The following is a 16,149-nucleotide window of genomic DNA, read 5'->3' on the forward strand; positions in this document are numbered from 1 at the left end:
GCGACCAGCCCCTACCGGCCCGCAGCCGACAAGCAACCCGACCCGACCCACCCCCACGGAGAGGCCCATGACGGAGCCCAGTACGACCACGGCCATCACCAACATCGGCACCCTGGTCACCAACAACCCCGACCTCGCCGAAGGCCCCCTCGGCCAGATCGAGAACGCCGCCCTCGTGATCGAGGGCGACAAGATCGCCTGGGCGGGCCCCACGGCCAAGGCCCCGGCGACGGACACGACGTACGACGCCGCCGGCCGCGCCGTGATCCCCGGCTTCGTCGACTCCCACTCACACCTGGTCTTCGCGGGCGACCGCACCGCCGAGTTCAACGCCCGCATGTCCGGCCAGAGCTACCGCGCGGGCGGCATCCGCACGACGGTCGCCGCGACCAGGTCGGCCACGGACGCCGAGCTGGCGGCGAACCTCACCCACTACCTGGCGGAAGCCCTCCGCCAGGGCACCACGACCTTCGAGACGAAGTCCGGCTACGGCCTGACGACGGCCGACGAGGAACGGGCGCTGCGCATCGCGGCGGCCCACACGGACGAGGTCACGTACCTGGGCGCACACATCGTCTCGCCGGACTACGCCGAGGACCCGGCGGCCTACGTGGACCTCGTCACGGGCGAGATGCTGGACGCCTGCGCCCCGCACGCCCGCTGGATCGACGTGTTCTGCGAGAAGGGCGCCTTCGACGGCGACCAGGCGCGGGCGATCCTGACGGCGGGCAGGGCGAAGGGCCTGCACCCGCGCATCCACGCGAACCAGCTCAGCTACGGCCCCGGGGTCCAGCTCGCCGTGGAACTGGACGCGGCGTCGGCCGACCACTGCACCCACCTCACGGACGCCGACGTCGACGCGCTGGCGAACGGCAACACCGTGGCGACCCTCCTGCCCGGCGCCGAGTTCTCCACCCGCGCCGAGTGGCCGGACGCCCGCCGCCTCCTGGACGCGGGCGTCACGGTGGCGCTCTCGACGGACTGCAACCCCGGCTCGTCCTTCACGTCCTCGGTCCCCTTCTGCATCGCCCTCGCCGTACGGGACATGGGCATGACCCCGGACGAGGCCCTCTGGTCGGCGACGGCGGGCGGAGCACAGGCCCTGCGCCGCACGGACGTCGGCCACCTGTCACCGGGCGCACGGGCCGACATCGCACTCCTGGACGCGCCGAGCCACGTCCACCTGGCGTACCGGCCGGGGGTGCCGCTGGTGTCGCGCGTGTGGCGCTCCGGGCAGGTGGTCGCGGGCTGAGCGAGGGCTCCGGCGAGCGGGCCGCGCCCCGTCACCCCGTGATGCCCGTGCGCGCCCCGAACTTGCCGCCGCGGCAGGCCAGTTCCTTGATCAGGGTGCCGGTGCGGCCGGTGACGTACGCCGTGCGGAGGCTGTCGTCGAAGTGGGTGAACTGGATCACCGCGTCCTTGCGGCCGATGCTCAGGGCCCGGGAGACGTAGCGCAGCGGGTACGGGGCGGGCTCGCGGCCGGCGGTCAGGCGGGCGAGGACGTCGGCGGCGTGCTTGCCCTGCGGGCCCGCGCTCTGGCAGCCGAAGCGGGCGCCGGGCACGGCGGCGACGTCGCCGACGACGAAGATCCGCTCGTCGCTGACGCTGCGCAGGTAGGGGTCCACGAGCGCGCGGCCGTCCTCGGCGACGTCGAGGCCGCTGCGGGCCGCGAGGTCCGGGACGCCCGACACGATCGCCCACAGCGTGAGGTCGGAGGCCAGCTCCGTGCCCGACGCGAGGCGCACGGTGCCGTCGGACTCGTCCACCTCCGCGACGGCGCCGGTCACGACGTCGACGCCGAGGCCCGCCAGACCGGTCAGCATCCGGGTGCGCGCGGCGCCGGAGAGATTGCCCGCGACGTCCGTGCCGACGACGCGTACCCGCAGGTCGGAGCGGGCCTCGGCCACCTCGGCGGCCGTCTCGGTCCCCGTCGCCCCGCCCCCGACCACGGTCACCGTGGCGCCCGCGGGAAGCGCGGCGAGCGCCGTGCGGGCCCGCTGGGCGCCCTCCCAGGTGCCCACCGGCACCGTTCCCGGCAGGGGCCGCACCGTGCTGCCCACGGCGAGGACGGCGTAGTCGAAGTCCAGGCTGTCGCCGTCCGCGAGGGCCAGCGTCCCGTCGCCGATCTTGTCGACCGAGCCGACCCGGACGGTGATGCCGTCCCGCAGCATCCCGGTGAGCGGCGTCGCGGCCTCACCCGTGCCGGCGAGCTGCTGGTGCAGCCGCACCCGCTCCACGAAGTCGGCGCGCGGGTTGACCACGGTGATCTCGGCACCCGCGACCTTCTTGGCCAGCCGGTTCGCCGCGGTCGTCCCCGCGTATCCGGCGCCCACCACTACAACCTTCATCTCGGCCTCCCTGGGAGCTGATCACTTCAGCGTCTCGCCCCCATGACGAGCGAGCCCCGGATCCTGTGACACGGCGCCGGGGGTGACCCGGGTCACGACGCGCACGGGCCCGCCTCCCGGGGATCAGGGAGGCGGGCCCGTGCGTGCTGGGAACGGTAAGGGGCCGAGGGGCGGGCTCACTCCTCCACCGTCAGCCCCTTGCGCAGCCGCACCAGCGTGCGCGACAACAGCCGCGACACGTGCATCTGCGAGATTCCCAGCTCGTCGCCGATCTCGGACTGGGTCATGCCCGCGACGAAGCGCAACGACAGGATCTTGCGGTCCCGCGGCGGCAGTTCGGCGATCAGCGGCTTCAGCGACTCGACGTACTCGATGCCTTCGAGGCCGTGATCCTCGTAGCCGATACGGTCCGCGAGCGCGCCCTCGGAGTCGTCCTCCTCGGGCTGGGCGTCGAGGGAGCTGGCGGTGTAGGCGTTGGACGCCGCCATGCCCTCCACGACCTCCTCGTTCGAGATGCCCAGGCGTTCGGCGAGCTCGCCCACCGTGGGGGCGCGGTCGAGCTGCTGGGCGAGTTCGTCGCCCGCCTTGGCGAGGTCGAGACGGAGTTCCTGCAGGCGCCGCGGTACGCGCACCGACCAGGAGGTGTCACGGAAGAAGCGCTTGATCTCGCCGACGATGGTCGGCATCGCGAACGTCGGGAACTCGACGCCCCGGCTCAGTTCGAACCGGTCGATCGCCTTGATCAGGCCGATGGTGCCGACCTGGATGATGTCCTCCATCGGCTCGCTGCGGGAGCGGAACCGGGACGCGGCGAACTTCACCAGGGCGAGGTTGAGTTCGACCAGCGTGTTGCGGACGTAGGAATACTCGTGCGTGCCTTCTTCAAGCGATTCGAGGCGCTCGAAGAGGGTCTTGGAGAGAGCTCGTGCGTCGAGCGGTCCCACCTCGTCGTACGGGGGGATCTCCGGCAGGCCCTCAAGTCCTTCGAGGGTGTCGGACGCGGGCTGCTCGACCTCCGTGCGGGGGGATCGGGGTTCCGGGGGGAGTGTCGACGTCGCCTGGTCAGTACGCGATTCGTCGAGCCGGGGTGACATGATGTCCTCCATCGTTCTCGGCATATGGCTGCCGATGCCAATACGTGCACTGCGGTGTGCGGCGCCTCCAAAGCCGGCCGTGTCGATTTCTGTCCTTACTAGGCCTACCCGCTTTCCTCACTGAGCCGCAAGTGCGCTCTGTGCTGAATTGTCCGATTCCTAGGGGTTGTTCGGGTACCGGGGGGCGTACAGAAGGCGTAGTGTTCGAGGGCGTCAACCGGCACGTCGAAGGCAGCGAGAGAGAGACGTCATGGACCGCGGGACAGTCGGCAGCGCGGCTCGGGGCCGGCTTCTGGTCGAGGTGCGACAAGAGGGCTCGAGTGCCGTCGTGACCCCGGCGGGTGAGCTGGATCACCACACCGCCGATCTGCTGCGCGAACCCCTTGAGCAATGTCTCGCCGATGGGCTGTCGCGGCTGGTCATCGACTGTTCGCGCCTCGAGTTCTGCGACTCGACGGGGCTGAACGTGCTCCTCGGAGCCCGCCTCAAGGCCGAGGCGGCCGGGGGCGGTGTCCATCTGGCCGGGATGCTGCCGGTGGTGGCCCGAGTCTTCGAGATCACCGGCGCGGAGGCCGTTTTTACGGTGCATGAATCCCTGGAGGCGGCCCTGGCGGCCGAAGCGTCCGGCGACTGACCGGATCCGCCCGATCGCGGACAGTGGCGACCAGCAGAAGTTACGCTCCAGTTGTCTTCGCGTGATCGCCGCGTTACCAGCGTCACAAGGCCTGACCCGAACAAGTGGGTGTTCCCGGCGTTCGCCCGGGCAGGAGACACCCCGAGCAAGACCCAGGACCCGACGACGCGCGACACTCGAAGACAACAGGACCCGGACCCCCGCCCGCGAACCCTGAACCCTGAATCCTGAAGCTGAATTGGTGAATCGGTGAGGTGAAGTGCTGATGAGCACCACCCGGCCTTACTCGCCGGGCGACCACGGCCCCGAGCCCGGCGACGTGCCGGCCGCCGGGGACCGCCAGGTCCGCAGGCTGAGCCTCCATGGCGCGAGCGGAATCGTGCCGCTCGCCCGCGACTTCACCCGGGACGCGTTGCACGCCTGGGGCTGGCTGCCCGCTGCGAGCGCGGACCGGCGCGCCGCCGCGGAGGACGTGCTGCTGGTCGTCTCCGAGCTGGTCACCAACGCGTGCCTGCACGCCGAGGGCCCGGACGAGCTGGCGCTCTTCTTCGGCGACTCGTCGGCCCACAAGGTGCTGCGCATCGAGGTCACGGACCGCGGCGCCGGCCAGCCCGCCCCGCGCACCCCGCACCGTGCGGGCCGCCCCGGGGGCCACGGCATGTTCATCGTCCAACGCCTCTGTCTGGACTGGGGAGTCGTGCGCACTCCCGGAGTGACGGGCAAGACCGTGTGGGCCGAGGTGGGCGCCCCCGCCTGACCCGTCCGTACGGGGTTCCGTACCTGGTGCCCGGCACCGTCGAGAGCACGCCGGATCGTCTTCGATCCGGCGTGCTCTTTGTCTTCCCTCGGCAAGGTCCCGGGCGTACCTTGAGCCACCCGCATCTGATGAACCGTCAGTAACCGCCGGTCTGAAGGGATCTCGAGGTGTCGTACCGGACGTACCCGAAACGAACCGCCGCGTTCGCGCTCAGCGCGGCCTTGGCAGGCTCGGCGGTGCTGATGGCCGCCCCCGCAGCCGAGGCGACGGTCCAGGACGTGAACTACCAGTGCAAGACGCCGATCGGGAACAAGGGCGCCGTCTCCCCGATCGACATGAAGAGCGTCAAGAGCGGCAGCGGCTACAAGATCACCATGTCCTTCCAGAAGGGCGTCTCCTCCAGCCCGGTCGAGCTCGGCAAGGGCGCGATGAAGCCCAGCGCCGTCATCAAGGTGGCCGGCGCCGACAGCGGCTCGGTCCCGGTCTCGGGCCCGCCGAACTCCGAGGCGATCCCCGCCAACACACCCATCAAGATCAGTGACCTGTCGGGCACGTACACGCCGAAGAAGAGCGGCAAGGTCACCTTCACGGCCGGTGTCCTCACCATCAAGGCGCTCGGCACGACGACCACCTGCACCCCGGCCAACAACCCGAAGCCGTCCCTGGAACTGGACGTGACGGCGGCGGGCGGCTCCGGCGGCGGTGGCGGCTCGACGGGCTCCGGCTCGTCCGGCTCCTCCCAGTCGGCCCCGTCCGGCGGCGACTCCCTCCCGCAGACGGGCCCCGAGGACTCGGCGATAGCGCTGGGGACGCTGGGCGGGACGGTGCTGCTGGTCGGTGCGGCGGGCGCACTGTGGCTGACCCGCAGGAACCAGTCGGCGCGCTAGATGGCGCTCCGCAGGGGGCGCGGGCCTGTGCCGAGGTGTGGCTCCGCCACGTGGCGCGGGCAACCACGCACGACCCGCGCCCGCACCCGAATCCGCGGCTCCCGCGCCGCCTCGGCACTCCTGGGTGCCGCCCTCCTGACCTGGGGCGGCACCCCGGCACGAGCGGCCCCGCCGGACTGGACGATCGCCCCCTCCGCGGGCGGCGGGTCCCGGCCCGCCGCATCGGACGGCCGTCCGTACATCTACGCGGAGGGCACCCCCGGCACCGTCCTGGAGGACAAGGTGGCCGTCACGAACCCGACCACCCGACCGATCAGAATCAGCCTCCGCGGCGCCGACGCGGACAACCTCAGCGACGGCTCCCTGGACGTCCGCACGAAGGCGAAGGACACCGGAGCCTGGATCACGTTCGCCGAGCGGACGGTGCGGGTCCCGGCCCGCACCCGCGCCGAGGTCCCGTTCACGGTGACCGTGCCGCCGGGCGCGACACCGGGCGACCACCCGGGCGCGGTCGTCGCGAGCGCGGCCGGGCGGGACGCCGGGGTCAGCGTCCACCTGCGGATCAGCGGCCCCACGCTCTCCGCGCTCACGGTCGAGCACGTACGCGTGGAGCGCGGCGACTCCATCTCGTACGACGTGGTGAACCGCGGCAACACGACGCTCACGCCCCGCCTCGCGGTCCGGGCCGACGGCGTCTTCGGCACCGTCCTGCGCAAGAGCCCCCGCACCCTCCCCGTCGAACTGCTCCCCGGGCGCCGGGTCACCCTCACCGAGCCCTGGCGGGACGCCCCCGCGCTCGACGCGGTCGACGTGAAGGTGACGGTCACGGCGGGCGGCGGCGCGGCGGACTCGGCGACGGGGACCGCCCGGTTCGTGCCGTGGGGCGCGGTCGGCGGCGCCCTGGCCGTGCTCGCCGGCGCGGTCTGCGCCGCCTTCTGGTACGTACGCCGCCGACCCGGGAACCGAAGGAGCACGCCATGAATCGCCGCAGCGCCCGCGCCCCGCGGCTGCTGACCGTCCTGGCTCTGGCGGCCGCGCTCCTCGCGGGCACCGCCCCCTGGGCAGGACCGGCCGCCGCCGCCGGCAAACCCACCGTCACCCTCTCCAAGTCCCAGGCGGGGACGGGCGGTTCGATCACCGTCAAGGGTGCGGACTGGCGTCCGAACGCCTTGCTGATGATGCTGATCTGCGGTCAGTCGAGCCCCGCGCGCGGCGTGATCGGCGGCACCAACTCCTGCGCGAACGCCGACGGCCTCGCCGTCACCACCGGCGCGGACGGGACGTTCAGCAAGAAGCTCGCCGTCGCCGAACCGCCCAAGGCGTGCCCCTGCGTGGTCCACGTCGCGACGGTCACCGGGGAGAAGGCGCAGGTCGACGCCGAGTTCAAGGTGGCGGGCCACCCCGTGAAGTCGCTCCCGCGGTCCTCCGGCGACGGACAGCTGTCCATGGTCACCGACACCCGCCTCGACGGCTCCAGCGGCCTGCTGACCTGGTTCGGCGCCCCGCCGTCACGCACCTTCACCTTCACCGTGGGCAACGTCGGCTCGGCCCCCGTCAAGAACCCCGTCTTCCAGGTCGGCACCTCCCACGGCGTGTTCGCGCCGCAGTGGGAGGAACAGCAGTGGCGCGGCACGATCGCGCCGGGCCGCAAGGCGCAGATCGAGCTGCCGGTCGAACTGACGGCGGGCGCCCACGGCAGCTACCTGGTGTCGCTGAAGTACGGCGGCAAGGTCCTGGCCGAACAGCCCTGGGGCGTCGGCCGCCCCTGGGGCGTCACCCTCTTCTGGATCCTGCTGTGCGTCGTCGTGCCGGCCGCCGTCTTCCGGATCGGCATGGCGGTCGTGGACCGCCTGCGCCCGCGCGACCGGCACGCGCCGGGCCGCCACCGCGGCTCCCAGCGCCTGGCCGAACTCACCGTACGGATGCCGAGGCTGAAGCTCCCGCAGCAGGAGCCGAAGCCGGCCGGGCCGCCCGGGAACGGCACCGGCCCCGTGTCCGACACCACGACCACCCTGCCCTGGTTCACCCCGGACACCGATCCGGGGCTGCCCACGGCCGGTCAGCTCTCCGCACCGCCCGACAGTCCGACGACGAAAGGAAACACGTGAGCACGCAACGGAGAGTGAGCGCGGCCGGCGTCGCCCTGATGCTCGGCGGGGCGGGACTGCTCCTCGTCGCATCCCCCGCGCAGGCCGCCGAAGTCTCGTACCAGACCGAGTGCGTCCCCCCGGCGATCTCCAACCTGCCGCCCGTCGAGGGCACGACGAAGGTGGAGATCACGGCGCCGGCGGAGGCGAAGGTCGGTGACGAGGTGGAGATCACCTGGAAGTTCGTCCAGGCCGCCTCCAAGAACCCGGACGTCCTCGACCTCGACGCGAACACCGTGCAGCCCACCGGCACCCTCAAGGCGGCCGGCGCGCAGACCGGGGACATCGCGATGTCCGGCCCGCGCGAGAACCCCAAGATCCCCAAGAACAGCCCGATGCAGCTGTCCACGATGAAGGGGAAGGTGAAGCTGACGACGGCCGGGGACGTGACCCTCACCCCGGACAAGTACAACATCAACGTCAGCAAGCCGATCTCGACGGACACCAAGTGCACGCCCAAGGAGACCGTGAAGCCCGGCGCGACCATCAAGGTCTCGGGCGGCGGTTCGGGCAGCGGCGGCGCCATCGGCGGCCTGCCGACGACCGCGCCCACCGGCCTGCCCACGGGCCTGCCGACGGCCCTGCCCACCGGCGGCGGCACGACGGGCGGTACCGCGGGCGGCAGCGACTCCGGCGGTGCCGCCGGCAGTGGCGGCGGTGGCGGTGACGGCCAGACCGACTTCAAGGGCAAGGAAGTCAGCATCCCCTACGCCTGCAAGACCCCCATCGGCGACAAGAACGCCACGTCCCCGGTGCAGATCGACGCGAAGAAGGACGGCGGGGACTACGCGCTCACCGTCCAGTTCAAGAAGTCCGTCATGGACAGCCCCGCAGACATCCCGGCCGACTCGGTCAAGCCGTCGATGGAGGTGAAGCTGGGCGGCGCCGACAAGGGCACGGTCCACGTCGAGGGCCCGACCAACAAGGAGCCCATCAAGACCGGCGACCCGATGACCATCCCTGACCTGACCGGCACCTACAAGCCGGGCGCCGACGGCAAGTCGACGCTCTCGCCGGGCGTCCTGACGGTGAAGGCCCTCGGCACGACGACCACCTGCACGCCGACCAGGACGGAGGTCTCCCTGGAGATCGACACGACGGCCGTCGAGGGCGGCGCGTCGGGCTCGGGCTCCGGCTCGGCCGGCGGCTCCGCGGGCGGCTCGGACTCCACGAGCGGCGGCCTCGCCGAGACGGGCGCCTCGAACGACGGCGCCCTGCGCGCGCTGGGCCTGGTGGCCGGCACGGTGATCCTGCTGGGCGGAGCGGTGTTCACGTTCCTGCCGAAGGCGCGGCGGGTCGTCAGGAGGTAGGTGCCCGCACGCGGGAAGGGGAGGGGAAGCCCGCTCGGGCCTTCCCCTCCCTCTCTCTTCCCCTTCCGTCCTCGGTCCCGGCCCTCGCGCGTGCATTCCCAACTCCCCTGCAGGTGACAGCAGTTAGAATGCCCCGATGGAGATCGGACTTGCGGCCGCACTCAAGGGCCTGCGTACCGAGCTGGCCGAGGCGGCGCTCGACGCGGAGGGCGATCCCGTGCGGCTCCTCGTGGAGTCGGTCGACCTGGAGCTGCAGGTGGCCGTCACGGACGCCACCGAGGCGGGCGGCGGCGTGAAGTTCTGGGTGGTGTCGCTCGACGGGAAGGTCTCCGGGTCGACGGCCGTCACACACACCGTGAAGCTGCAGCTCTCGGCGGAGACCGTGGCCGGGGACAGGGTGCGCACCGGATCCCGGGACGGCGGCCGCACTCCGGCGGCCGACGACTGACCGACATCGCGTCCGGCGGCCGTAGGCGTACGGGGGGCTGACGGTGAGGGGCGACCACTTCGACCGGGCCGTGCAGATCCGCGGCCGGCATCAGGACGGCCAGGTCTACTTCGAGGGCTCCGGGTTCCTGCTCACCGGCAGCCTGGTGCTCACGGCGGCCCATGTCGTCGAGGACTCCGGCGTCCGGTACGAGGTGCGCGGCCGGCCCGCCGACGACACCCCGGTCGGTGCCGTCGTCTCCGGCGTCGTGCCGCACGCCGCCCGGGACCTCGCCCTGCTCACGCTGGCGGAGCCCGTCGCCGACGGGCTCGCCCCGGCCCGCCTGGCCCGGCTCCCGCGCGCCTGGGGGCAGATCGAGGTGCACAGCGTGGGCTTCCCGGACTTCACCGAGGAGCGGGCGCGGCCCCGCAGCCACCAGCTCGACGGCACGATCCAGCTCGCGTCGGACCGCGTCGGCCACCAGTTCCAGATCGCCGTGCACAGCAGCGACCCGCTGCCGGCCGGCGCGGGCGGTTCACCCTGGCAGGGGTTCTCAGGAGCGGGCGTGCTCACCAAGGACGAGGGTCTGCTCGCCGGGGTCGTCACGAGCCACCGCCCCGCCGAGGGCGGCCGCGCGCTCACCGCGACGGACCTCGCGGCACTGGAGGACCCGCGCTTCCTGGCGGTGCTCGCCGACGGCGGGGTCACGGTCACCGCGCACTGGCTGCCGGGGCCGGTGCGCAAGGTGCTGGACCGGCAGCGGGTGGACCTGGACGACCTGCCCATCCGTTCCCGTGAGGACCGCCGTACCCGTCGGCTCAGCACCGTCTACATCCGGCAGGTGCTGACCCGGTCGGCCGACGAGGAGTCCGACACCCACGAGGACCGCGAGCAACTCGCCGATGTCGACCCCGAGTTGGCGAAGGCCCTGGCGATCCGTGAGCAGGAGGCGGCGACCGGCGGCCCGCCCCGGCAGCTGCGCGAGGTGCTCGACGGCCTCCTGGCCCCGGCCACCAAGGGGCATCTGCTGGTCGAGGCGGGCCCCGGCGCCGGCAAATCGACCCTGCTGTACAGCTGCGCCCTCGACTACGGGCGCGATGTCGAGGCCTCGGCGGACCCTGCCGGACGGGCCGTGCCGCTGTGGGCCACCGCGTCCCGACTCGCCGGTGACGGCCACTCGTTGGAGAGCGCGATCGCCGTCGCCACCGGGCTCGACACCGGCGACGGCACGCTGCCGGAGCTGCCGCCGGGCGCCGGCTGGCTGCTGCTCGTGGACGCGCTCGACGAGGTGCCGCACGACCAGCGCAGCCGGCTCATCCACCGCCTCGCCGACGGCACGCGCCCCGGCCGCCGCACCCCGCTGACCGTGCTCCTCACCACCCGCCCCGACCAGGACGCCCGCACCGAGCTCGGCAAGGCGGGCTTCAGCGGTTACGCGCTCGAACCCTTCGACCGGCCGCGCCTGGAGCAGTTCGTCCACACCTGGTTCGAGGACTCGGGGCGCCCCGACCTCGCCACCGAGTTCCTGCGCCAGATGGACGCCACCGAACTCGGCGAACTGCTGCGCACCCCCCTGCTCGCCACCGTCACCACCATCGTCTACGGCAACGAGCCGGACAGCCCGCTGCCCGACAACCGGTGGGCGCTGTACGAGCAGTACCGGGCCCACCTCCTGGCCGCCAAGAGCGAGCAGGCCGAGCGGCTCTGGCAGGACCTGCACACCCGTGCGGGCACATCGGCACGGGCCCGCGCCGCGGTGGCGTACCTGCGGCGGCACCTCACCACGCTGGTCACCCACCTCGCGTACGCCCACGTCGTCGACGAGACCGACGAGCTGGCGCCCGTCGCCGAACGCTGGTGGCGGGAGACCGCCGTCGACGAACAGGGCCGCCGATTCGGCGCGGCGCCGCCGCTCGCGGGCTGGACCGGTGCGATCACCGACGCGCTCCTGGTCACCGGGCTGCTGGTGCGCCGCGGTCGCGATCTGCAGTTCCTGCACACGACGTTCGCCGAGCACCTCGCGGCCGAGCGGCTCGTCGACGAGCTGCCGGACGACTTCGACCCCGACCACCCGAGGTGGCGCGCGGCGCTCCTCACGGCCTCCGGTGTCGCGAACTCCCCGCTCGCCTACCTCCACCGCGTCGCGCTCGTCCACTACGGACACCGCAGCGACCGGGGCGGACGCCGGCTCCTCGACTGGCTCCAACAGGGCCCGTACATGCACCAGTTGCTGGCCGGTGAGCTGCTGGGGGCGCGCTGTCCTGCCGACGAGCGGCACTACCGGAAGCTGATGGAGGTGGCGGCGACCCGGCGGGCCGACGCCGCGGCACAGCTGATCCAGCAGCTCGGCACCATCCGGTACGACGTGGTGCGTGAGCAGTTCCTGACCATCACCCGGGACGCGCGGTCGCCGCACTGGAGCATCGCGATGGCGGTGCTCGCGGAGCACGATCCGGGGACGGCGGCCGAGCTGCTGTCGCGGGCGGCGGCCGGACCGGGCACCACCCCCGAGCACCTGTACCGGACGGCCGTCGCCCTCTGGGACCTGGGCGGGGAGCGCACGGAGGCCGCGGTCGAGGCGATGAGCGTGGTGGCGCTGCACCCGCAGACCAGCGCCTACGACCGCGTGGCGTCGGCCCGGCTGCTCGCGTCCCGCGGCGGTGACCGGACCGAGGTGGCGGCCCAGGCGTACCGGCATCTGCTGTGGACCACGGACCGGTACCGGTGGCGCGAGGCGTACACGGGCTTGGCGGCGCTCGGCAGCGCGTACGTGGAAGAGGCGGCCAGGGGAATGATCGCCTCCCTCGGCGACGACGACTTCTCCGGCAGCTGGATGCACTGGAGGGCGACGGCACGTGAGCTGCTCGCCCTGGGGCAGCCGTACGTCGACGAGGCCGCGGAGGTGCTCCTGGGGCTGCTCCGCGAGGGGCGCCCCCGGAGAACCTCCTTCTCCGAGGTGTTCGAGGCTCTGACGGTGCTGGGGCAGTCCTACGTCGAGTCGGCCGTGCGCACCGTGGTGGCCCGGGTCAGCGACCCGGAGCTGGACGACTTCGACCGTGACGCCGTGGCCAGAGCGCTGGTCCAGGCCGGTGAGCCGTACGCGGAGCAGGCGGCCACGGCCTGGCGTGCCGTCCTCCTCGACCGGGCCGCCGAGCCCTCGGCGAGGATCTCCGCCGCTGTCGCCCTCAGGACGGGGGACCGGGCGGCGACCGATGTGGAGGACGTCCTGCGCGGACTCGTCGCCGATCCGGGCCTCGGGACCGAGGAACGCGACAGGGCGAACGCCCTGCTGGGAGAGGGAGCGGTCCGCACGTCCGACCCGGATCCCCGGGAGTACCTGCGCATCCTCGTGGAGTCGGAGTCCGCCTTCGTCTTCCTCCGCCGGCTGCGCAGCGCACCCCTGCGGGCCGCCCGGAAGGATCCCGTCGCCGGGATGGTCCTGCTGCTGCTGGCCTCCGTCGAGGACGCCTACGGGGGCTACCGGATGGACACGCGGCAGCACCGGCTCGACCGCCACCCCGTGGCCAGGGACCTGGTGGTGGAGGCGCTGCGGGACCGCGTCACTGACCCCGCCGCCGAGTCCAGGGGCGCGGCGTTGCGGGCCCTGCTGAGTTGTGACGTCGAGGTGCCCGAGGGGCCGGACACGCCGGACCTGCTGCGCAGCCTCCTCCTGACGCCGGCCGTCGAGGAGCAGGGCTTCGCCCGGGCGGTGGCGGCGGTCGAGGGCCTCGGCGAGGCCGCCCGCGACCGCGTGACGGGTGGCATCCGTGCGACGCTCGGCGCGGCCGGGGCGAGTGCCGAGGAACGGCAGTCGGCGGTGCGGGCCCTCCGTGAATTCGGCGGCAACCAGGCCGAGTCGGCCGCCGCCGAGCTGCGTGCCGCGGCCGCGGCCGCCGAGGCGTCCGACGAGGTGCGGATGAGCGCCGTACGCGGACTCCTCGCGCTCGGCGGCCGGTACACGCCGACGGACGAGACGGCCCTGCGTCTGGTCACGGCCCATCCGGCCACCGGCCCGGACGAGCGCCTCCTGGCCTGGCAGGTACTCCTCGGCCTCGACCGGCGCGTGGCGCCCGACGCGGCCGACGACCTGCTGCGCCTGGCGGGCGGGCGGCGCCGGACGAACAGCCTGACGAGGCTGCAGGCCGCGGCGGCCGTGGCCGATCTCGGCGGCCGCTACGTCGACCGGGCGGCCCGGGCGGTGCGATCCGTGGCGCGGCAGCGGGCCACCGGACCCCACGACGTCGAGTACGCGGCCGAGTTGCTGTTGGGGTGGGGCGCTCCCTACGCCCGCCCCGCCATGGACCTGCTGTGCACACGGGTCTTCGGCCGCCGGTCCGCCGATGCCCACTGGACCGCCGCCACGCGCATGGTGACGGAGCTCGACGCCCCGTACGCACGCGAGGCGGCGCGGGCGGTTCGCCGCACCGCGTCACGGCCCCTGACCAGCACCTGGGTGCGGTCCCACGCGGCGGACGCGCTCGTGCGCCTGGGGGACGTGCCGGCGGCCGCCCGGATCCTGTGCGGGCTGATCTCCCGCTGCTGCCTCGACAGCAAGCGGGCAGAGGCGGCGTCGATCCTCGCCCGCTTCGGCGACGCGTACGCGGACCAGGCTCTGGACGCCTTCCGGGCCGGTGCCCGCAGGCGGCGCGGGAACTGGCGCGTCCAGCACGAACTGGACTGGGCCGAGGCCCTAGCCGCGCGCGGCGGCCCGCACCGCGCGGAGGCGGCCGACGTGCTGCGCGGCGTCGTGGAGCGGCGCCGGGTCCGCGACGACCTGCGCGAGAAGGCCGCGCGCAGACTGCACGACGTGACGCGCTGACCGGCGGCACGACGAAGGGGCCCGCCGCACCGGAATCCGGTGCGGCGGGCCCCATCGCGTGGAGCGGGACGTCAGTGGACGTCGCCCATGAGTTCCTTGACCCGCTTGCGGTACATGAAGATCGCAAGACCGGCGAGCACCGCCGCGATCGCCTCGACGGCGACCATCGGCTTGGTGTCCAGGTTCACTCCGTTGTTGGAGAGCAGACCGGTGACGGCGTCGCCCGCGGTGACCGCGAGGAACCAGACGCCCATCATCTGCGAGCTGTACTTGGCCGGGGCCATCTTCGTGGTGACCGACAGGCCGACCGGGGAGAGGCACAGCTCACCGACGGTCTGGCAGAAGTAGATCAGGACGATCCACCAGGGGCTGACCTTGCCGTCGCCCGAGGCCGTCAGCGGCAGCAGGAAGACGAAGAAGGAGATGCCGACCAGGACCAGACCGGCCGCGAACTTCGTGACCGTGCTCGGCTCCTTGCCGGAGCGGGCCAGGTACAGCCACAGCCAGGCGGCGACCGGGGCCAGCGCCATGACCAGGACCGGGTTGACCGACTGGAACCAGGAGACCGGGAACTCCCAGCCGAACACCGAGGTGTTGACGTGGCTGTCCGCGAAGATCGACAGGGTCGAGCCGCCCTGGTCGTAGATCATCCAGAAGACGGCGGCGGCGACGAAGAACCAGATGTAGCCGGAGACCTTGGTCTGCTCGGTGGTGGTCAGGTCCTTGTCGCGCTTGATGCGCAGCAGGACGATGACCGGCACGACGAGACCGATGATCATCAGCGGGTTCGTGGCCCACTTGAGCGTGTAGTGACCGCTGCCGGCGACGATGCCGTAGAAGACGACCGCGACGAGCAGCCAGATCATGGCCTTCTTCAGCGTGGACGCACGCTCGGCGGCGCTCAGCGGCTTCGGCACCACGGAGGACTTGGCGTCCAGGTGGCGGGTGCCGAGCAGGAACTGGACCAGGCCGATGCCCATGCCGAGTGCGGCGAGACCGAAGCCGAGGTGCCAGTTCACGTTCTGGCCGACGGTGCCGATGGCCAGCGGCGCGAAGAAGGCACCCAGGTTGATGCCGATGTAGAAGAGCGTGAAGCCGCCGTCACGACGCGGGTCGGAGGGCCCGTTGTACAGGTGGCCGACCATCGTCGAGATGTTGGACTTCAGCAGGCCCGAGCCGATCGCGACCAGCAGCAGACCGATGTAGAACGTCGCGTCCATCGGCAGGGCGAGGACCAGGTGGCCCGCCATGATCACCGAGGCGGCGATCGCCGTGGTCTTGCGCGGCCCCCAGACCCGGTCGCCGAACCAGCCGCCCGGCATGGCGAGCAGGTACACCGTCGACATGTAGACGGAGTAGATGGCGATGGCCGTGCCCGCGTCGAGGCCGAGCCCCTCCGGGGCGACCAGGTACAGCGGGAGAAGGGCGCGCATGCCGTAGTAGGAGAAACGCTCCCACATCTCGGTCATGAAGAGTGTGGCCAGTCCGCGGGGGTGGCCGAAGAAGGTCTTCTGCGGGCCAGGGGTACTGGCCGCGTCCTTCGTCAGGCTGGACGCCATGGGTCGATCCTTGTGGGCTCTCGGGGGCACGGCTCCATGAGTGGGGACGTGACCCCTGTGGGGGTCGGCCGGCACCGGAGTCCTGCCGTCCTCCCCACGCCCGCGGGGAGTTGAGTACGGCGGACCCGGGATCCACACCCCGGCGCGCTTCCTTACGCGCGGGGCCC

At 72.6% G+C, this 16,149-nt stretch carries 12 protein-coding genes; 9 read left to right on the top strand and 3 right to left on the bottom strand.

Features of this window, described 5'->3' with window-relative positions; translation table 11 throughout:
• Nucleotides 1-67: 67 nt before the first annotated feature.
• Nucleotides 68-1,252, top strand: a complete 1,185-nt coding sequence (gene hutI, locus M4J07_RS07045; protein WP_255968503.1) for an imidazolonepropionase — start codon at nt 68-70, stop codon at nt 1,250-1,252.
• A gap of 31 nt (nt 1,253-1,283) precedes the next feature.
• On the opposite strand, the gene M4J07_RS07050 is transcribed toward hutI, so the two are convergent.
• Nucleotides 1,284-2,348 (bottom strand): NAD(P)/FAD-dependent oxidoreductase, encoded by a 1,065-nt coding sequence (locus M4J07_RS07050; protein WP_255968504.1) that lies wholly within the window; start codon nt 2,346-2,348, stop codon nt 1,284-1,286.
• A 176-nt stretch (nt 2,349-2,524) separates the two neighbouring features.
• Entirely contained in the window at nt 2,525-3,442 is a 918-nt protein-coding gene (locus tag M4J07_RS07055) for an RNA polymerase sigma factor SigF (RefSeq protein WP_255968505.1), read from the bottom strand.
• 250 nt (nt 3,443-3,692) lie between these two features.
• Here M4J07_RS07055 and M4J07_RS07060 point away from each other — a divergent pair, with 250 nt between their 5' ends.
• The 8 genes from M4J07_RS07060 (at nt 3,693) to M4J07_RS47840 (ending at nt 14,423) form a co-directional block, all read left to right on the top strand.
• On the top strand, nt 3,693-4,076 hold the full coding sequence (locus M4J07_RS07060) for an STAS domain-containing protein (protein WP_255968506.1): 384 nt from the start codon (nt 3,693-3,695) through the stop codon (nt 4,074-4,076).
• 265 nt (nt 4,077-4,341) lie between these two features.
• Nucleotides 4,342-4,833: an ATP-binding protein gene (locus M4J07_RS07065; protein ID WP_255968507.1), complete on the top strand. Its 492-nt coding sequence runs from the start codon at nt 4,342-4,344 to the stop codon at nt 4,831-4,833.
• 167 nt (nt 4,834-5,000) lie between these two features.
• A complete protein-coding gene (locus M4J07_RS07070) occupies nt 5,001-5,720 on the top strand; it encodes an LPXTG cell wall anchor domain-containing protein (RefSeq protein ID WP_255968508.1) in 720 nt (239 codons plus the stop codon).
• A 27-nt stretch (nt 5,721-5,747) separates the two neighbouring features.
• Nucleotides 5,748-6,701 (top strand): COG1470 family protein, encoded by a 954-nt coding sequence (locus tag M4J07_RS07075; RefSeq protein WP_255968509.1) that lies wholly within the window; start codon nt 5,748-5,750, stop codon nt 6,699-6,701.
• Nucleotides 6,698-7,828, top strand: a complete 1,131-nt coding sequence (locus M4J07_RS07080) for a DUF1573 domain-containing protein (RefSeq protein WP_255968510.1) — start codon at nt 6,698-6,700, stop codon at nt 7,826-7,828. Before M4J07_RS07075 ends, M4J07_RS07080 begins: the two co-directional genes overlap by 4 nt.
• A gap of 38 nt (nt 7,829-7,866) precedes the next feature.
• Entirely contained in the window at nt 7,867-9,177 is a 1,311-nt protein-coding gene (locus M4J07_RS07085) for a hypothetical protein (protein ID WP_255968553.1), read from the top strand.
• A 136-nt stretch (nt 9,178-9,313) separates the two neighbouring features.
• Complete coding sequence (locus M4J07_RS07090; protein WP_255968511.1) at nt 9,314-9,625, top strand: trypco2 family protein; 312 nt, start codon at nt 9,314-9,316, stop codon at nt 9,623-9,625.
• A gap of 43 nt (nt 9,626-9,668) precedes the next feature.
• A complete protein-coding gene (locus M4J07_RS47840) occupies nt 9,669-14,423 on the top strand; it encodes a trypsin-like peptidase domain-containing protein (RefSeq protein ID WP_308284734.1) in 4,755 nt (1,584 codons plus the stop codon).
• Nucleotides 14,424-14,494: 71 nt separating this feature from the next.
• On the opposite strand, the gene M4J07_RS07100 is transcribed toward M4J07_RS47840, so the two are convergent.
• A complete protein-coding gene (locus M4J07_RS07100) occupies nt 14,495-15,982 on the bottom strand; it encodes a peptide MFS transporter (protein WP_255968512.1) in 1,488 nt (495 codons plus the stop codon).
• Nucleotides 15,983-16,149 lie beyond the last annotated feature (167 nt).

This window comes from Streptomyces longispororuber (assembly GCF_024448165.1).
Taxonomy (GTDB): Bacteria; Actinomycetota; Actinomycetes; order Streptomycetales; family Streptomycetaceae; genus Streptomyces; species Streptomyces longispororuber_A.